This window comes from Massilia sp. 01N410, from assembly GCF_056399665.1.
Genome location: NZ_JBFTRV010000014.1, coordinates 147075 through 164727, shown reverse-complemented (window position 1 = coordinate 164727; position 17653 = coordinate 147075). Strand labels below are relative to the sequence as shown.

Annotated in this window: 16 protein-coding genes; 12 read left to right on the top strand and 4 right to left on the bottom strand. The window is 67.7% G+C overall.

Features of this window, described 5'->3' with window-relative positions:
* The first annotated feature begins 34 nt into the window (after window positions 1-34).
* On the top strand, window positions 35-247 hold the full coding sequence (locus tag AC1DOP_RS18940) for a hypothetical protein (RefSeq protein ID WP_442122480.1): 213 nt from the start codon (window positions 35-37) through the stop codon (window positions 245-247).
* A 186-nt stretch (window positions 248-433) separates the two neighbouring features.
* Here AC1DOP_RS18940 and AC1DOP_RS18935 read toward each other — a convergent pair whose 3' ends face one another.
* On the bottom strand, window positions 434-916 hold the full coding sequence (locus AC1DOP_RS18935) for a hypothetical protein (protein WP_477252762.1): 483 nt from the start codon (window positions 914-916) through the stop codon (window positions 434-436).
* 149 nt (window positions 917-1065) lie between these two features.
* Window positions 1066-3936, bottom strand: a complete 2871-nt coding sequence (locus tag AC1DOP_RS18930; protein WP_442122478.1) for a TonB-dependent receptor — start codon at window positions 3934-3936, stop codon at window positions 1066-1068.
* 256 nt (window positions 3937-4192) lie between these two features.
* Here AC1DOP_RS18930 and AC1DOP_RS18925 point away from each other — a divergent pair, with 256 nt between their 5' ends.
* From AC1DOP_RS18925 to AC1DOP_RS18885, 9 genes are all read left to right on the top strand, one after another.
* Complete coding sequence (locus AC1DOP_RS18925) at window positions 4193-4516, top strand: hypothetical protein (RefSeq protein ID WP_442122477.1); 324 nt, start codon at window positions 4193-4195, stop codon at window positions 4514-4516.
* Between the two features lie 114 nt (window positions 4517-4630).
* Window positions 4631-5893, top strand: a complete 1263-nt coding sequence (locus tag AC1DOP_RS18920) for a putative Na+/H+ antiporter (protein WP_477252759.1) — start codon at window positions 4631-4633, stop codon at window positions 5891-5893.
* A 29-nt stretch (window positions 5894-5922) separates the two neighbouring features.
* Window positions 5923-6384 carry a type VII toxin-antitoxin system HepT family RNase toxin gene (gene hepT, locus AC1DOP_RS18915; protein ID WP_442122475.1) on the top strand — a complete coding sequence of 154 codons (462 nt, stop codon included), beginning with the start codon at window positions 5923-5925 and terminating at the stop codon, window positions 6382-6384.
* Between the two features lie 76 nt (window positions 6385-6460).
* The gene (locus AC1DOP_RS18910) at window positions 6461-7033 is read left to right on the top strand and encodes a DUF2760 domain-containing protein (RefSeq protein ID WP_477252757.1); all 573 of its coding nucleotides are present in this window, start codon (window positions 6461-6463) and stop codon (window positions 7031-7033) included.
* A gap of 8 nt (window positions 7034-7041) precedes the next feature.
* Window positions 7042-8901 carry an Hsp70 family protein gene (locus tag AC1DOP_RS18905; RefSeq protein ID WP_442122484.1) on the top strand — a complete coding sequence of 620 codons (1860 nt, stop codon included), beginning with the start codon at window positions 7042-7044 and terminating at the stop codon, window positions 8899-8901.
* Between the two features lie 3 nt (window positions 8902-8904).
* Window positions 8905-11817, top strand: a complete 2913-nt coding sequence (locus tag AC1DOP_RS18900; RefSeq protein WP_477252755.1) for an Hsp70 family protein — start codon at window positions 8905-8907, stop codon at window positions 11815-11817.
* Between the two features lie 9 nt (window positions 11818-11826).
* Window positions 11827-12153, top strand: a complete 327-nt coding sequence (locus AC1DOP_RS18895) for a hypothetical protein (protein WP_477252753.1) — start codon at window positions 11827-11829, stop codon at window positions 12151-12153.
* Between the two features lie 73 nt (window positions 12154-12226).
* A complete protein-coding gene (locus AC1DOP_RS18890; RefSeq protein ID WP_442122471.1) occupies window positions 12227-13225 on the top strand; it encodes an aldo/keto reductase in 999 nt (332 codons plus the stop codon).
* A 49-nt stretch (window positions 13226-13274) separates the two neighbouring features.
* The gene (locus AC1DOP_RS18885) at window positions 13275-13619 is read left to right on the top strand and encodes a TfoX/Sxy family protein (RefSeq protein ID WP_442122470.1); all 345 of its coding nucleotides are present in this window, start codon (window positions 13275-13277) and stop codon (window positions 13617-13619) included.
* A gap of 10 nt (window positions 13620-13629) precedes the next feature.
* On the opposite strand, the gene AC1DOP_RS18880 is transcribed toward AC1DOP_RS18885, so the two are convergent.
* Together AC1DOP_RS18880 and AC1DOP_RS18875 are read right to left on the bottom strand one after the other, a co-directional pair.
* The gene (locus tag AC1DOP_RS18880; protein ID WP_477252750.1) at window positions 13630-14823 is read right to left on the bottom strand and encodes an L-dopachrome tautomerase-related protein; all 1194 of its coding nucleotides are present in this window, start codon (window positions 14821-14823) and stop codon (window positions 13630-13632) included.
* Window positions 14824-14841: 18 nt separating this feature from the next.
* Entirely contained in the window at window positions 14842-15636 is a 795-nt protein-coding gene (locus AC1DOP_RS18875; protein ID WP_442122468.1) for an SDR family NAD(P)-dependent oxidoreductase, read from the bottom strand.
* A gap of 99 nt (window positions 15637-15735) precedes the next feature.
* Between AC1DOP_RS18875 and AC1DOP_RS18870 the strand changes: the two genes are divergently transcribed.
* Complete coding sequence (locus tag AC1DOP_RS18870; protein WP_477252766.1) at window positions 15736-16653, top strand: LysR family transcriptional regulator; 918 nt, start codon at window positions 15736-15738, stop codon at window positions 16651-16653.
* Window positions 16654-16725: 72 nt separating this feature from the next.
* A complete protein-coding gene (gene yghU / locus AC1DOP_RS18865) occupies window positions 16726-17580 on the top strand; it encodes a glutathione-dependent disulfide-bond oxidoreductase (protein WP_477252748.1) in 855 nt (284 codons plus the stop codon).
* Window positions 17581-17653 lie beyond the last annotated feature (73 nt).

The window sequence follows — 17653 nt, the reverse complement described above, 5'->3', positions numbered from 1 at the left end:
GGTCGCGCTGGCGCCGCGTTAGAGAGGACAGGCGTTGCAGGAACTGTTCGAACTGCCGTGCTTGCATGCTGCCTCCGTCAACGGTTCAGGTCGACATTGGACCGCAGGCTTGCAGAAAAGATTCCACACTTGGCGCGAACAGCGCCAATCAATTCGTAGTGCGCCCGATGCCCGCTTTTACGGCGCTGAATCGGCAGATTTCATCGAGCTATACGGCTACCTCTGCTTGATCGCCTGTGCCACGTGAGAAAGATGGACAAGATTTAATAATGCGCGTGGCGTCATTCGATAACATGTCGATGTCAGCTAGGCCTGACAGGGAACATTCGGTTCTCACTCTCCCACGTTCGCCGGTGGACTTGTCTGCCGGCTTTTTTTTTGTTCGAAAAAAAGCCCGCATTGCGCGGGCTTCGCTGGAATCGAAACGGCAGCTTTACTGAGTAATCGGAGCCGCAGGCGCCGGGGTGACGGCAGGCGCCGGAGTGGCGTCCTGTACCGGCGGCGTGCTTGCAGCCGGAGCCGGGGTTTCAACAGGAGCGGGAGCGGTAGCCGCTGCCGCGTCCGGTGCGGCAGGAGCAGCCGACGCCGGCGTCGTGACAGCGGTCTCCTGCTTGTCCTTCATCGTGTCGGTCTTCGCGACATGCTTGGCCTTGCTCTTTGCATGTTTGGCGCTGGTCTTCGCCTCCTTGGCATGCGCCTTGGCCGCCTTCGCATCGTCATGTGCCTCTTTCGCGTTGGCTTGCGCTGCCTGTGCTTCCACATGCACCGGCTTGGTGGCGGCTTTCGATGCCTTCAGGTCGGCATTGTTGACCAGTACGGCCTGCTTGGAGGCCGGGGCCGCGGCCGGGGCCGGTGTCTGGGCAAACGCCGCGGTGGCGAACAGGGCGGAGATCACAGCGGCAATGGTTTTTTTCATGATAAAGATCCTCAGCTGTTTGTTGGTCGATGTGCTCGTAAAACGCAGCCTCTGCCCTAGGTGTTGACCTACTTTACAAACGCTTACGCTGCTGACAGATACTTACATGCTTTGCAACAGCGCCATCGCCAGCCCTGTTCGCCCCCCGCTCAGAACTTGTAGTTCAGCCCGACATTCACGAAACGCCCGACCGCTCCCGCCTGGTGCAGCGCCGGGTTGTAGAAGGTCGACGGCGAGCTGCCGTAGGTCTGGAAGTCCAGCGGCGGCGGGCTGTTGAACAGGTTCAGCACCGAGGCGTGCAGGCTGAGCTTCTGCGACAGGCGGTACTCGCCATAGACGTCGACCGAGGTGAACGCACGGATACGGCAGAATTCCGTATTCGGCGTCGCGAACACGAAGGAGATCGCGTCCGCGCAGGTGGCGGCATTGGTCGACGAGGGGTCGGTCACGGAGAAGCTGCTGACCCAGTTCACCGTGGTCGACACGGTCAGCGGGCCCTTGTCCCAGCCGATCTTGAGCTGGGCCCGGTCGCGCGGGTTGCCGGTATCGCCGGAGGTGGCCGACGGGCCGTGGGTGCCGGCCAGCTGGATCGCCTCGGCGCCGGTGGTACCCTGCTTGTACGAGATCATGTGGGTCGCGGTCAGCTGGGCGCTGAGTTTGCCGCCCGCCAGCGGCCAGTTCATGCGCGCGTCGAGGTCGATGCCGTTGGTCATCGTGTACAGCGCATTCTCGTAGGGATACGGTGCGAACAGCGCATTGCCGACCGGCGGCGTGACGGTCGAGAGGCTGCCGTCCGGGTTCACGAAGGGCTGGGCGATCGGCACGCCGCGCACCAGGAAGGGCGTCGCGTCGTAGGCCGGGTCGTTGATCGCACTGATGATCTGGTTGTCGATGCGGATGTGGTAGTAGTCCAGCGACACATTCAGGTTGCGGACCGGCTCCAGGATCAGGCCGAAGGTATAGGACTTCGATTTTTCCGATTTCAGGTTCTTGCCCGGGGTCTGGACGCCCGCGATCGACACATTGCATTGCTGCGGGAAGTTGCCGGGCGTCGTGGTGGGATCGGCGCCCGTGTTCGCACACAGGACCGGATCCGGCTGGGTATTCGCGAAGAAATAGTTGCCGGTGTTGCCGATCTCGGCCGGATTCGGCGCACGGAAGCCCTCGGTATAGGTGCCGCGCAACGTCACCTGGCTGAGCGGCGACCATTTGAAGCCCGCCTTGGGCGTGACGGCCTTGTCGATGCCCATCACCTTGTCGTAGCGCACCGAGGCATCGAGCTCGAGGTTCTTCAGGATCGGCGCCACGATCTCGCCATAGCCGGCGGCAATGTTCTGGGTGCCGATGGCCCAGGCGTTATTGCCGATCTGGGTGCCGTTGGCAACGGTGGGCGGCGCCTGGGCGTCGAGGGCGCGGTGCGTATATTCGAGGCCCAGGTTCAGGGCCAGCGCGCCGCCCTTCAGCGTCATCAGCTCGTGGCCGGCGGACACGCGCACGAACTGCAGCTTGCTGGTGGCCTTCGCATGCTGCATCGGGGCGATGAAGTCGCGCTGGGCCTGGGTATTGCCGCTGGCGGCGTCCCCGATCAGGTAGGGATGGACAGGATCGTTGAAGGCCGCTTGCAGGTTGGTGATGTTGAAGCCGTTGTTGATGTCCTGCCGGACCTTGCTCTCGCTGGCGCCGAGCGCGGCCGTCAGATCCCAGCCGGCAAGGCTGCCGGCCAGGTCGGCGCCCAGGCGCCAGGTATCGGACTTCACGCCGGCGCGGCTGCCGCCCAGTTCGGGAAAGTTGTATTGCAGGACCTGGGGCCGCCCGGTCGTGTTGCCGGGATAGGTGGCGGGCACCGTGATCAGGACCGGCGCGCCCGGCGGCGTTGCCTCCGGAGGAATGCCCGGCCCATAGGCCAGCGCCGACAGTCCGGCCAGCCCGAGCGTGCTTGCATAGCGGTTCACCTGCTCCGCCTCCGAGCGGAAATACGAGCCCTTCAGGTTCACTTGCCAGTCGCTGCCCAGTTTCTGGACATAGGAACCGAGCAGGTTGATGTTCTTGGTGCTCGGTTGCAGCTGCAGGCCGCGGTCGCGGTAGGCGCACTGGCCGGCATTGAACTGGGCGCTGGTGCAGCCCGGCAGGTTGGTGACGGCGCCGGTGTCCGGATCGATCAGGTAGCCGGTAATGCTGGCCGGCTGGAAGCCATTGGCAGCGGTCGGCACGCCGCGGGTCAGGTTCTTGCCGCCGAAGGCCGTCCAGTCGGTATTCGTGAACGCCCGGTTGCGGTTGCTCGCCAGGATCTCGTTCTGGTGGCGGTATTCGAGCGCGATGTACGCGCTGTGGCCGTCGCGGTCGAGATCGCCCCAGCCGTGGATGCCCGAGGCGTGGGCGGTGACGCCGTCGCCGCGCCAGGCCTGGCCGGCCTCGGCGGTCAGCTCGCTGCCCGAGTATTGCTTCTTCAGGATCACGTTGACCACGCCGGCCACCGCATCCGAACCGTAGATCGAGGAAGCGCCGTCCTTCAGCACCTCGATGCGATCGATCGCCTCCATCGGGATCTGGCTGATGTCGACGAAGCTGCGCTGGCCGTCGTCCGACAGCGCATAGGGCGCCATGCGCTGGCCGTCGATCAGCACCAGGGTCGCGCCGACCGTCAGGCCGCGCAGGGAGATGCCGGAGGCGCCGGCCGCGAAGGCGCCGCTGAAGGATTGCGACAGCGTGCCCTGGCCGTTGGCGGTGATGTTGCGCAGCACCTCGGAAACGGAGGTGTAGCCAGTCTGCTTGAGCTCCTTGGCGCTGATGATCTGGACCGGGCTGGGCGTTTCGACGTCGGTGCGGCGGATGCGCGAGCCCGTCACCTCCACGCGCTGAACCTGCTGGTTGGCGGCCGGCGTTTTGGTCGTGTCGGTCGTGGTCGAGGTGGTGGAATCCTGGGCGATGGCAGCCAGCGGAATGGCCGCCAGGCTGGCCAGGGCAAAACGAACCGCAAGGGTAAGCGGCTTTTGCAGGAAAGCCGAATGCGATGTAGCCATGAGAATAGGTCTCCGTGATAGGAATTCGTCGAGTACCTGGCTAGCGGCCTTCTTCTTTTTCCCCGGCAGTCAGGCCGATCCATCAAAGCACCGGCGTATTTTGGTGTCAATTGAACGCGAATCAGTTACATCTTTGTGTGGCATTTTTGGTCACAAATTGCACCTTGTCTCTCGTTCCCCCATCGGTGGGGCTGCACGGCGTTGGGCGTGCTCACTAGACTTTCGCCTTCCCTTTGTGCAGCCGACCGGATCCGCCATGACCATCCTGATCAAGCTCCTGATTGCCGCCTTCCTCGCCTTCGGCGCCGCCTCGCCCGCCCCCGCCGCGCAAGCCACCGCGCCCAGGCAGGCAAGCCCGCAACCCGCCGGCAGCGCCGACGCAGCCTCGAACCGGGCGGTGTACAAGGCAATGCTGGACGAGACCCGGAAGATCAACGAGATCTGCGCGCGCGACCATTTCGGCAAGGCCTGCATCGCGGCGCAGGAAGAATTCCAGCGCAAGTTCCTGAAGCAGGTGCCCAAGTTCGACGCCGCCACCATGGCCATCGGCGCCGGCGGGCCGGCAAAACAGGCAAAGTAGGCCCGCACGGCCGGCCATCCGGGCCCCGGCTGCAAAAAATGAAATAATGGCGGCATTGCCATTTCAATCAAGCTGCACAATGCCCGCTACCGCATGCTTCACCGGAGTGCCACGATGACCACGACCATGCAAACCATCGGCCTGGTCCTGTTCGTCGTGGCCCTGCTGCACACCTTCTCCACCCACATGTTCGAAGTGCTGGCGCACCGCCATCCGCGCCATGCCGGGCTGTTCCACCTGCTGGGCGAAGTCGAGGTCGTGTTCGGCTTCTGGGCCTTCGTGCTGATGGGTTTCATGGCCCTGGTCGAGGGCCGCACCGCGGCGGTCGACTATGCCGAGTCGCGCCACTACACCGAGCCGCTGTTCGTGTTCGTCGTGATGGTGGTGGCCGCCTCGCGTCCCGTGCTGGAAGCGGCGCGCGCTTTGCTGCGCATCCTCGCGGGTTTAATCTCTTCCTTGGCGCCGGTGCGCAAAGAGGTGGCCCAGGCCTGGCTGGCCCTGGCCCTGGTGCCGCTGTGCGGCTCCCTGATCACCGAGCCGGCCGCGATGACCCTGGCCGCCCTGATGCTGGCCCCGGCCGTGTTCCGCCAGGGCATGCCCGAATGGCTCAAGTACGGCGCGCTGGGCGTGCTGTTCGTGAACGTCTCGATCGGCGGCACCCTGACCTCGTACGCGGCGCCGCCGGTGCTGATGGTGGCCGGCACCTGGGGCTGGGACAGCGCCTGGATGCTGACCCACATCGGCTGGCGCGCCCTGGTCGCGGTGGTGTTCAACGCCACCGTCATCACCTTCCTGCTGCGGTCCCACCTGCGCCAGCTCGATACCTCCGTCGACGGCGAAACGGCGCCGGTACCGCCGCTGGTCTCGCTGATCCACCTGGCCTTCCTGGCCGCGGTGGTGCTGCTGGCCCACCATCCGGTGCTGTTCATGGGCCTGTTCCTGCTCTTCCTCGGTTTTACCCAGGCCTATAACCGCTACCAGTCGCCGCTGATCCTGAAGGAAGGCTTGCTGGTCGGTTTTTTCCTGGCGGGCCTGGTAGTGCTGGGCGGCATGCAGCAGTGGTGGCTGCAGCCGGCCGTCGCCAGCCTCGGCCCGACCGCCCTGTTCTTCGGCGCCCTGGGCCTGACGGCCGTCACCGACAACGCCGCCCTGACCTACCTCGGCTCGCTGATCACCGGCCTGTCCGATCACGAAAAATACATGCTGGTGGCCGGCGCGGTGGGCGGCGGCGGCCTGACGGTGATCGCCAACGCCCCGAATCCGGCCGGCGCCGCCCTGCTGCGCCACGGCTTCGCCGACGAGTCGATCGGCGCGGTCTGGCTGTTCCTGGGCGCCCTCGGTCCCACCTGTGCGGCGGCCATCATGTTCTTGTTGTAACGTAAAGCTTCGGACAACAAGGAAAAGCGATGGACAACGATCTGATGGTCAGCAAGACGGGCACCATCGAGCGCTGCATCAAGCGTGCCCGCGACGAGTACGAGAAGGACCCGACGACCTTTGTCGGCGACATCACGCGCCAGGACGCCGCCACGCTGAACGTGATCCGCGCCTGGGAAGCGGCGGTGGAGATGGGCGACTACGTGCTCGCCCATTACGGCCTCGGCACGCCGCGGGACGAACGCGAAGTGATCTCGCTGCTGGAACAAGGGGGCTGGATCGATCCCGCCCTGGGCGAGGACCTGAAGCGCACCGGCGAATTCTGCCGCGCCGAATGGGACTACCAGGCGGCACCGCTGCCGGCCCTGGTCACCATCATCAAGCGCGGACTCGACGATTTCGACGCCTATGCGAGCGCCCTGCTCGGCAGGGCCGCCGGCACGCCGGAACCCGCCGCGCCGCCGCCAACCACGGGCAATTCCGCCCTCTGACTCTGCCGCGCCTGGCCATCCATTTTTTGGCTAACTGGTATCATGCGCGCTTTCATGGACCGGACAACACAAGAACATGAGCCAACCGACCAACCTGCCCTCCTTCTGGAGCCGGCTTTCCCTCGCCTTCGGCGCTTTCTTCAAGACCCTGGGCGACGCCGAATTCGCCGCGCGCGTGCGCGATGACCAGATCGGCCCGATCGCCGCACCGACGCCTGCGCCTGCGCCTGCGCCCGCACCGGCACCGGCCGCCGCACCGCTGCGCGTGGCCACGCCCGACGCCGCCCTGCAACTGCTGTCCCTGCTGCAGCGCGAGGCGCGCCTGATCGACTTCGCCAACGAGAACATCACCGTCTACAGCGACGCCGACATCGGCGCCGCCGCCCGCGTCGTGCACGAAGGCTGCGCCCGCGTGCTGCGCGAGCACTTCACGATCGAACCAGTGCGCAGCGAGCTGGAAGGCGCGCGCGTCACCCTGCAGGAAGGCTTCGACGCCGCCAGCGTGCGCCTGACCGGCAACGTGGTCGGCAAGGCGCCGTTCACCGGTACCCTGAGCCACCGCGGCTGGCGCGCCGCCAAGGTGACTCTGCCGCAACTGGCCGACAAGCACGACGCCAGCATCATCGCTCCGGCGGAGGTGGAACTGTGAGCGCCAACATGGAAACCGCGCGCTATGCCATCGGCATCGACCTCGGCACCACCCACAGCGCCCTGTCCTGGGTCGACCTGCAGGCCAGCGACGGCGAAAAGGCCGACCAGGGCGTGCTGCCGATCCCGCAGCTGAGCGGTCCCGGCACCGTCGAGGCGCTGCCGCTGCTGCCCTCCTTCATGTACCTGCCGCACCCGGACGAACTGGCGCCGGGCGAGCTGGCCCTGCCCTGGACCGATGGCCAGGCCGCGCCCGCTTCTTTATCCATCATCGGCGAAATGGCCCGTAGTCGCGGCGCCGGCACCCCGATCCGCCTGGTCTCCTCGGCCAAGAGCTGGCTGAGCCACCCGGGCGTGGACCGCCGCGCCGCCATCCTGCCGACGGATGCCCCGGAAGAAGTCGGGCGCGTGTCGCCGCTGGCGGCCTCGACCCGCTACCTGGAACACATCCGCAATGCCTGGAATGCCGCGCATCCGGAAGCGCCCTTCGACCAGCAGGCCGTCACCGTGACGATCCCGGCCTCCTTCGATCCCGGCGCGCGCGAGCTGACCGCGGAAGCCGCGCGCCATGCCGGCTACGGCAGCCCGACCCTGCTGGAAGAGCCGCAGGCGGCCCTGTACAGCTGGATCGAAGGCAGCGGCGGACGCTGGCGCAAGCAGGTGAAAGCCGGCGACATCGTGCTGGTGGTCGACGTCGGCGGCGGCACCAGCGACTTCTCGCTGATCGCCATCCTCGAGCGCGACGGCAACCTGGAGCCGCACCGCGTCGCGGTCGGCGACCACATCCTGCTGGGCGGCGACAATATGGACCTCGCGCTGGCGCACCTGGTGGCGCGCAAGCTGCAGGCGAACGGCACCCAGCTCGACGCCTGGCAGATGCGCGCCCTCACCTACGCCTGCCGCGGCGCCAAGGAACATTTGCTGGCCGATGCGAATGCCACCACCTGGCCGATCGTGGTGCCGAGCCGCGGTTCGAAGCTGATCGGCGGTTCGATCCGCACCGAACTCACGCGCGACGAAGTCACCACCTTCATCACCGACGGCTTCTTCCCGAAGGTCGAAGCATCAAGCAGACCGGCCACCCGCGCCCGCGCCGGCCTGACCCAGATCGGCCTGCCGTATGCGCAGGACGCCGCGGTGACCCGCCACCTGGCCGCCTTCCTGGCCCGCCAGGCCGGCGCCACCGCGGAGCTGGAAGGCTTCAACGGACAGGTCAACCCGGAACATAGCTTCCTGCACCCGACCGCGGTGCTGTTCAATGGCGGCGTGTTCAAGTCCGAGATCCTGTCCCAGCGCGTGATGGACACCATCAACGACTGGCTGTACATGGAAGGCGCGGAACCGGCGCGCATGCTGGAAGGCGCCGACCTCGACCTGGCGGTCGCCCGCGGCGCGGCCTACTACGGCTACGCGCGGCGCGGCGGCGGCGTGCGCATCCGCGGCGGCACGGCCCGTTCCTACTACGTGGGCGTGGAATCCTCGATGCCGGCCATCCCCGGCATGGAGCCGCCGATCACGGCCCTGTGCGTGGCGCCCTTCGGCATGGAAGAAGGCAGCGAGCTGGAACTGCCGGGCCAGGAGTTCGGCCTGGTGGTGGGCGAGCCGGTGCACTTCCGCTTCTTCGGTTCGACGGTGCGCCGCCAGGACCGTATCGGCGAAGTGCTCGAGTTCTGGGGTCCGGACGAGCTGCAGGAGCTGAACGAGATCCAGGCCGAGCTGCCGGCGGAAGGCCGTACGCCGGGCGACGTCGCCCAGGTCAAGCTGCACGCGCTCGCTACCGAGGCAGGCACGCTGGAGTTGATCGCGGTGTCGCGCGAAGGCCAGCGCTGGAAGGTCGAGTTCGACGTCCGCGCCACCGAGCAGCAGTAAAAGGTGAGTGTGAACGGCGCCGTGGGCACATCGGCAGCAGCGCCGGCCTGGCTGGTCGGCATCGACCTGGGCACCACCAACACGGTGCTGGCCTATGCGGCACCTGGGACGCAGCAGGTCGACACCTTTGCCATCGACCAGCTGGTGGCGCCGGGCGAAGTCGCACCAGGCCAACTGCTGGCGTCAAGCCGCTACCACCCGGCCGCGGGCGAACTGCCGGCCGGCGCCCTGCAACTGCCCTGGCAGGCCACCGACCCGGCCGGGGTGCCGGATGCCGTGGTCGGCCGGCTTGCCCGCCTGCTGGGCGCCCACACTCCTGGTCGGTTAGTTGCATCTGCGAAGAGCTGGCTGTCCCACCAAGGCGTCGATCGCACCGCGCCCATCCTGCCCTGGGGCGCGCCGGACGAAGTGCCCAAGGTCTCCCCTTTGGCGGCCAGTGCCGGCTACCTCGCCTACCTGCGCGCGGCCTGGAATACACGCCATCCCCGGCAGCCGCTGGAAAACCAGGACCTGGTCCTGACCGTACCCGCCTCCTTCGACGAGGGCGCGCGCGCGCTCACGCTGGAAGCGGCGCGCCTGGCCGGCCTGCCCTCCTTGCGCCTGCTGGAAGAGCCGCAGGCCGCCCTGTACGACTGGCTGCACCGCCACCGCGATACCCTGGCCGCCGAACTGGCGGACACGCGCCTGGTGCTGGTGGCCGACGTCGGCGGCGGCACCACCGACTTCAGCCTGGTCAAGGTGGCGCTGGAGGATGGAACGCCCAGGCTGACCCGTATCGGCGTCGGCAACCACCTGATCCTGGGCGGGGACAATATGGACCTCGCCCTCGCCCACCTGATCGAATCGAGGCTGGCGGCGCAGGATGGCCAGCAAGGCCAGCCTGCACGCCTGTCCGCCGCCCGCCTGGCCCAGCTGACCGAACGCTGCCGCGCGGCCAAGGAACAGTTGCTGGCCCCCGATGCGCCGGACCAGGTGAGCGTGACCCTGCTGGGCGCCGGCGCCCGCCTGATCGGCGCCAGCCGCAGCGCCCCGCTCACGCGCGAGGACGTCGAGCGCATCGTGCTGGACGGCTTCTTCCCGCTCAACGAGGCGCGGGAAGGCGCGCACCGGGCACGCGCCGGCATCGTCGAATTCGGCCTGCCCTATGCCAGCGATGCGGCCATCACGCGCCACCTGGCCGACTTCCTGCGCCAGCACGCCAGGGCAGCGCGCGAAGCCCTCGGCATCGGCGACGACGGCAGCCTGCCGGTCCCGGACATGCCGGTCCCGGACATGCCGGTCCCGGACACGCTGCTGCTGAACGGCGGCGTATTCCGCGGCGCCGCACTCGCACGGCGGCTGGCCGACACCCTGTCCACCTGGCGCGGCGCCGGCATCCGCGTGCTGCACAACGCTGACCCCGACGTCGCCGTGGCGCGCGGCGCGGTCGCCTATTCGCTGGCGCGCCAGGGCCTGGCCCCGGGCATCGAAAGCGGTTCGGCGCGCAGCTACTTCCTGCTGCTGGAAGACTTGCAAACCCGTGCCCAGGCCGGCGGCGCATTGAAAGCCGTCTGCCTGCTGCCGCGCGGCGAAAAGCCCGGCGTCGAAGTGCGCCTGCTCGATCGCAGCTTCGGCCTGCGCCTGGGACGGCCGGTGCGCTTCCACCTGGTGTCGGCGATCGCCGATCCGCAAGGCAGCCGGCCGCAGCCGGGCGAGCTGCTCGAACTGGATCCGCTCGAGGTCGTGCGCCTGCCGGCCATCGCCACCGTGCTGCGCGCAAGGGACGTGGGCGCGAAGACTGAGATGCCGGTCCAGCTGGCGGCTTCGCTGTCGGAGGTCGGCACGCTGGAAGTGCATTGCGTCGCCGAAGATGGCAGCGGCCAGCGCTGGAAGCTCGAGTTCCAGCTGCGCGGGCAGGAAGACGAGGCCCGCGACGACAGCGCGGACGGCGACCTGCCGCCGCGACTCGATGAAGCCATCCAGCGCATCGACCGCATCTTCGGCGCCCGCAACCAGCAGGTCGAGAGCCGCGAAGTACGCCAGCTGCGCGGCAGCCTCGAACACCTGCTGGGCGGCCGCGAACGCTGGGAGACGCCGCTGCTGCGCCGCCTGTTCGACGCTCTGATGGAGCGCGCGAAGGGCCGGCGCAGATCAAGCGAACACGAACGGGTGTGGCTCAACCTGGCCGGCTGGTGCCTGCGTCCCGGCTTCGGCCACCCGCTCGACGAATGGCGCATCGAGCAGCTGTGGGCCCTGTTCGAGACCGGCGTCCAGTATCACAAGGACAGCCAGGTGCGCGCCGAGTGGTGGACCTTGTGGCGCCGCGTCGCCGGCGGACTCTCCCTTGATGCGCAGCTGCGCCTGCTCGACGACTTCGCCTTCAACCTGCAGGCCGAGCCGGCGGACCGCGCCAGGCGCCCCGTCACCCTGGTCGACGGCAGCGAGGACGACATGCTGCGCCTGGGCGCCTCGCTCGAACGCATCCCCTCCGCCTACAAGGTCGAGATCGGCGACTGGATGCTGGGGAGAATCACGGCGATTCCGGCGATGCCGAAGCCGGATGCGAAAACCGCCGCCACCTATGCGCGCTATCTCTGGGCCCTGGCCAGGGTCGGCGCGCGCCAGTCGTTGCAATCCAGCGCCCACGAAGTCGCGACCATCGAGGCGGCCGAGCGCTGGCTGGAGATCCTGCTGCAGCTCGACTGGAAGCGCATCGAACCGGCCGGCTTCGCCGCCGCCCACATCGCGCGCAAGACCGGCGACCGCTCGCGCGACATTGGCGAGGCCTTGCGCCAGCAGGTACTGCACAAGCTGGCCGCCAGCGGCGCCCCGGCCAGCTGGGCCGCCATGGTGCGCGAGGTCGTGGAACTCGACCAGGCCAGCACCACGCGCATGTTCGGCGATGCGCTGCCGCCGGGCCTGAAGCTGCTGCGCTGAGCCGAACAAATGGCTTCGCACTTCAAGGCCGTCGCAGCGACATGCGCGATCGCAGCCGCCCTGACCTACTCCTCGCTGGCGGTGCCGGGACGGGTCAGCGCGGTGTGTTCCAATGTCGTCACCCCAAGCTATTGTCCAGTGCTCGCCTATGGCTTTCCGCTGCCCTTCCTCGCGGACAGCCAGGCAGTGTCGCCGGTCGGCTCGGTGGCCCGGGATCCCTTGTCCCTGTTGACCGGCGAGGATGACATCCTGTGGCCACGATTGGGGCTCACGAGCCTGTTCTGGTTGCTGATGGCGATGATCGGCAGCCTGGCGTGGCGGCGCCGGCGCGCATAGTCCGGTTCTTCAACCGTGCGCCCTCCCCCACGGTGTAGCATGTTCCGCAACCGAGCATGAGAAAGGATCCACCGTGAACCAGCGCTACCAACCGATCACGCGCCTGGGCCTGGGCGGCACCGGGCTGGGCGACATGTACCACACCACCAGCGACGCGGCAGCCATCGCCACCGTCGATGCCGCCTGGGAAGCCGGCATCCGCTACTTCGACACCGCGCCCCACTACGGCGCCGGCCTGTCCGAGCACCGCTTCGGCCAGGCGCTGCGCAAGCGGCCCCGCCATGAGTACACGCTGTCGACCAAGGTCGGGCGCCTGCTGGCGCCGCACATGCCCGGCGAAATCGAAGCGCCCTTCGTCGGCGCCCTGCCCTTCAAGCGCGTGATCGACTACACGGCCGACGGCGTGCGCCGTGCGGTCGAAGACAGCCTGCAGCGCCTGGCCCTCGGCCACATCGACATCGCCTACGTGCACGACCTTTCGCCCGACATGTTCGGGAAAGAATTCGAGCATTACTACCGGATCGCCGCCGGCAAGGGCGGCGCCTTCGAAGGCATGCTCAAGCTGCGCGAGGAAGGCTCGATCAAGGCCTGGGGCCTGGGCGTGAACACGGTCGATCCCTGCCTGCGCGCGCTGCGCGATTCCGATCCCGACATCTTCCTGCTGGCCGGCCGCTACACGCTGATGGAAACCACGCCGTTGCAAGAGCTGTTCCCGCTGTGCGCCAGGCGCGGCGCCCACGTGGTGCTGGGCGGCCCTTTCAACTCGGGCTTCCTGGCCGGCGGCGAGCATTACGACTACCAGCCGGCCAGGCCGGAGCAGCATGCGCACCGCGAACGCCTGCGCCAGGTGGCCAGCCGCCATCACGTCGACCTGCCGGCGGCCGCGCTGCAGTTCGGCGTCGCCCATCCGGTGGTGGCTGCGACCATCCCCGGCGCCAGCAGCCCGGAGCACCTGCGGCGCAATGCCACGCTCATGCACATCGAGATTCCGGCCGCGTTCTGGGAAGCGCTGCGCGCCGAGGGGCTGGTGCCGCCCGAGGCGCCGCTGCCGCCGCGGAAAGCGAGGACCTAGTATCGAACATCTGCTACCCTCCATGGTATCGACATCCTTGAGGGTACACATGGCAACTGAGCTGAGCTTCGTCGAATACGTTCTCGAAACCGTCAGGCTGGGCAGCCGCATGACGTACCGGAAGATGTTCGGCGAATACGCGCTCTACCTGGACGAGAAAGTCGTCGCCTTCGCCTGCGACAACAGCCTCTTCATCAAGCCTTCGCAGGCTGTGGGCAGGCTGGCGCCAGACCTGCCGCAGGGGCCACCCTACCCGGGCACAAAGGACTATCCGATCGCCGACGAGCTGCTCGACGATCCGGATCTGCTGCGCCGCCTGATCGAGGAAACGGCGGCGCTGATGCCGCTGCCGAAGCCGAAGAAAAAGCCGGCCAGGACGGCGGTCGCCGGCTGAGCGGGTTCCCTTATTTGCGGCTGACGCGCCACAGCTCGTAGCGCTCCTCGCCCGGCTTGACCTGGCCGGCGAAATGCCGGTTCAGGTTGCTGGAGGTGAAGACCAGCCTGCCGTCGGGACCGATCGCCGGCGTGTCCGGCCAGTGCACGCCCTCGTCCGCAGCCAGCAGTTCCATCGATCCGGTGCGCGGATCGTATTCGACGATGCCGTTGCGGCTGACGTCCGTGATGTACAACCGGCCCTCGGCGTCGGTGACGATGCCGTCGGTATTGCCGCCGACCTCGCCCAGGTCGCGTATCGCCCTGGCCAGCGCGGCCTTGCCGGCGCGCGGGTCGCGCAACAGGGCGGTCGGCATGGCGTAGGCATGGGTGCCGGTGGTGACGGTCCAGTACAGGGTCTGCCCGTCCGGCGACAGCGCGATGCCGTTCACTCCCAGCACCAGGGGCTTGCCGGGCCATACCTCTTCGCCATGCGACATCACCTTCACGCCGGGCTGCGGCATCAGGCTGGCATGCCGGTCGAGCAGGCGGCGCGCGCGGCCAGTGCCGAAGTCGACGACGATCAGGCCGGCCTGGTTGGCCGGCGCGCTGCGCAGGCCGCTGTCCGAGACGTAGGCGATCCTGCGCGCTTCATCGACCACGATGTCGTTCAGGAAGCTGCCTTTGCGGTCCGCCACCGCGTCCAGCGTAATGGTCTTGACGAGCTTCCCGGTATATAGCTCGAACACCATGATCTTCTGCCCACCCTTGGGTGCGCTCGCCTCGCCGGCGACGAAGCCCTGGTCGAGCGCCCACAGCCAGCCATTGCGTTTATCGATGTAAAAGCCGAGCACGTTACGCAAGTGACTGTCGGGCGCACCGGATACCGCATTCGCCGCGGCCGAGGGGAAGGCCGTCAGCCGAGCCGGCCCGGTGGCGGCGCCCGTATCCAGGATGCTCAGGGTGGCCGGGCTGTCGGCCGATACCAGGCGCGGCGTGCTGACGAAAGCGCGTCCGTGTGCGTCGAAATGGATGCCGGCGATGGGGGCGCCGACCGAACCGGCGAAGGGAGCGCGGTCGCGGCCGCCCGCGGCGGCGTCCCAGCTCACGCCGGCGTAGCTGCGCCAGCGCTCGAGTGCGGGCCGGTCGGCCGCGCTTGCGGCGCCGGACAGGAACAGGGTGGTGGCCGCGGCATAGGCAGCCAGGAAAAAGCGATGCGCTTTCATGATGGCGACTCCTGCGAATTAGAGGATGGAACGGAAGCTGCCGCCTTCGACGCGCACGGCGGCGCCATTCGTTGCGGCGCCGAGCGGGCTGGCCAGCAGGGCCACCATGGCGGCGACCTCGTCGGCCTCGATCATGCGTGCGATCAGGGAGCTCGGGCGATAGGTATCGAAGAAGTGGGTTTCGATCTCGGCATCGCTCATGCCGGGACGCGGCGCGGTCTGGCGCAGGTACTCGACGATGCCGTCCGAGCGGGTGGCCGCGGGCAGCACGCTGTTCACGGTCACGCCGCTGCCGCGCGTGAGTTCGGCCAGGCCGCGCGACACCGCCAACTGGGCCGACTTGCTGACGCCGTAATGGATCATGTCCGGCGGCGTGAAGGCGCCTACTTCACTCGAGATGAAGATCACCCTGCCCCAATTCTTTTCCAGCAGGCGCGGGAAGTAGTGCCGTGCCAGGCGCACGCCCGACATCAGGTTCAGGTCGAGCATGCGCTCCCAGTCCACGTCGCGGATCTCGGCGAAGGGTTTGGCTTCGTAATAGCCGAGGTTGTTGACCAGGATGTCGGTGTCCGGCAGGGCGGCAGTCAATGCCAGCACGCCCTCGGCGGTAGCGAGATCGGCCACCAGGGTCGTGACCGTGGCGCCGGGTGCGGCGGCGCCGATCTGCGCCGCCGCGGCATCGAGCTTGTCCTGGCTGCGTCCGGTTATGCTGACCTTCACCCCTTCCTTCGCCAGCGTGCGGGCAATGGCCAGGCCGATACCGGCGGTCGCTCCCGTCACGAGAGCGGTCTTGCCATTCAATTGCAGATCCATGTGCTTCTCCAATGCTGTGTTCAGGTCCACAACTTTATTCCCACCCGTAGGCGAGATAAACTACGCAAAAAGCAAAGTATTTGTTCTCAGGAGGATAAAATCAGCCGCCAATTCGATTACCTGGACGACCTCGAAGCCTTTCTCGCGGTGGCCGATCACGGCTCGTTCACGGCCGGCGCCGTGGCCCTGTCGACCACGGCCTCGGTACTGAGCCGTGCCGTGACGCGGCTGGAACACCGGCTCGGCGGACAGCTGCTGCGCCGCTCGACCCGCAAGGTGACCTTGACCGAGGCCGGCCGCCAATACCTGGAGCAGGCGCGCGCCGCCTTCACGTTGCTGGGCGACGCCGAGCGCGAGATCCAGGGCCAGGCCGACGCCATGACGGGCCGGGTGCGCATGAGCGTGCCCACCACCTGGGGCCATCACCGCCTGCCGGCGCTGCTGGCCCGTTTCACGCGCGCCTATCCGCAGGTGCGGGTCGAGCTGAACATCACGAACCGCAATGTGGACCTGGTCGCCGAGGGCTTCGACCTGGCGATCCGGCTCGGCCACCTGCCGGACAGCGGCCTGGTGGCGCGCAAGCTGGCGGACGAGCCGCTATGCCTGGTAGCCTCGCCGGACTACCTGCGTCGCGCGGGGACGCCCCAGACCCTGGGCGCGCTGCAAGGGCACGCCTGCCTGCCCTTCATCCTGCCGCGCACCGGCCGCATCGCGCCATGGGTGTTCAGGGATGGCGGCCGGGACATCGAGTGGACGGCGCCGTCCACCATCGCGGTGTCGGACGACGTGCTGGGCGTGGTGTCGCTGGCGGTGGCGGGCATCGGCATCGCCCAGAGCTATGACTTCATCGTGGCCCCGCACCTGGAGAGCGGACGCCTGGTGGCACTGCTGCCGCAACTGCGCGGCCGCTCCCGTCCCTTCTCGGTCGTGTACGCGCCGCACCGGCGCCAGTCGGCCGCCACCCGCGCCATGATCGCCATCCTGACGGGCGCGGACGGCTCCGGTCCCGCACCGTAGCCATTGTCGGCAAACTCGCCCGATTTGCGGCATCATCGTCCTCCTCGATAGCACGCAAACAAGGAGAAATCGATGACCAGCAGCTCGAACCCCTTCTCGACCTACGTCCCGCCACGGGTCTGGTCGCCCGCCACACAATCGGGCGGCGCCTTCGCCAACATCAACCGCCCGATCGCCGGCGCCACCCATGAGCAGGAGCTGCCGGTCGGCAAGCATCCGCTGCAGCTGTATTCGCTGGGTACGCCGAACGGCCAGAAGGTCACGATCATGCTCGAGGAGCTGCTGGCCGCCGGCCACGCCGGCGCCGAATACGACGCCTGGCTCATCAAGATCAACGAGGGCGCCCAGTTCGGCAGCGGCTTCGTCGGGATCAACCCGAACTCGAAGATCCCGGCCCTGGTCGACCGCAGCGGCGACAAACCCGTGCGCGTGTTCGAATCCGGCTCGATCCTGGTCTACCTGGCGGAAAAATTCGACGCCTTCCTGCCGAAGGAATTGCCGGCCCGCGCCGAGACCTTCAACTGGCTGATGTGGCAGATGGGTTCCGCGCCTTTCGTGGGCGGCGGCTTCGGCCACTTCTACGCCTATGCGCCGGAAAAGCTGGAGTATCCGATCAACCGCTATGCGATGGAAACCAAGCGCCAGCTCGACGTGCTCGACCGCCTGCTGGCCGAGCGCCGCTTCGTCGCCGGCGACGAGTACACGATTGCCGACATGGCGATCTGGCCCTGGTATGGCGGCATGGTGATGGGCGAGCTGTACGAGGCGGCCGAATTCCTGTCCGTGCACAACTACCAGCAGGTGCGGCGCTGGGCCGACGAGGTCGGCGCGCGCCCGGCCGTGATCCGCGGCCGCAAGGTCAACCGCGTGCGCGGCAAGCCCGAGGAACAGGTGGCCGAGCGCCACGACGCCGCCGATCTCGACTGATTTCTTGCCTGAGGTCTATCGGACGCGCCTCGAGGCCGTTTGCGGCTAGTATCTGTTCAGTTTCCAGCCGCAT

Bases quoted from the DNA above. Each gene is read 5' to 3' on its own strand.
- hepT (WP_442122475.1), top strand. From the start codon at position 5,923: ATGGACAACGATCTGATGGTCAGCAAGACGGGCACCATCGAGCGCTGC.
- AC1DOP_RS18910 (WP_477252757.1), top strand. From the start codon at position 6,461: ATGAGCCAACCGACCAACCTGCCCTCCTTCTGGAGCCGGCTTTCCCTC.
- AC1DOP_RS18930 (WP_442122478.1), bottom strand. From the start codon at position 3,936: ATGGCTACATCGCATTCGGCTTTCCTGCAAAAGCCGCTTACCCTTGCG.
- AC1DOP_RS18920 (WP_477252759.1), top strand. From the start codon at position 4,631: ATGACCACGACCATGCAAACCATCGGCCTGGTCCTGTTCGTCGTGGCC.
- AC1DOP_RS18880 (WP_477252750.1), bottom strand. From the start codon at position 14,823: ATGAAAGCGCATCGCTTTTTCCTGGCTGCCTATGCCGCGGCCACCACC.
- yghU (WP_477252748.1), top strand. From the start codon at position 16,726: ATGACCAGCAGCTCGAACCCCTTCTCGACCTACGTCCCGCCACGGGTC.
- AC1DOP_RS18935 (WP_477252762.1), bottom strand. From the start codon at position 916: ATGAAAAAAACCATTGCCGCTGTGATCTCCGCCCTGTTCGCCACCGCG.
- AC1DOP_RS18895 (WP_477252753.1), top strand. From the start codon at position 11,827: ATGGCTTCGCACTTCAAGGCCGTCGCAGCGACATGCGCGATCGCAGCC.
- AC1DOP_RS18925 (WP_442122477.1), top strand. From the start codon at position 4,193: ATGACCATCCTGATCAAGCTCCTGATTGCCGCCTTCCTCGCCTTCGGC.
- AC1DOP_RS18905 (WP_442122484.1), top strand. From the start codon at position 7,042: ATGGAAACCGCGCGCTATGCCATCGGCATCGACCTCGGCACCACCCAC.
- AC1DOP_RS18885 (WP_442122470.1), top strand. From the start codon at position 13,275: ATGGCAACTGAGCTGAGCTTCGTCGAATACGTTCTCGAAACCGTCAGG.
- AC1DOP_RS18875 (WP_442122468.1), bottom strand. From the start codon at position 15,636: ATGGATCTGCAATTGAATGGCAAGACCGCTCTCGTGACGGGAGCGACC.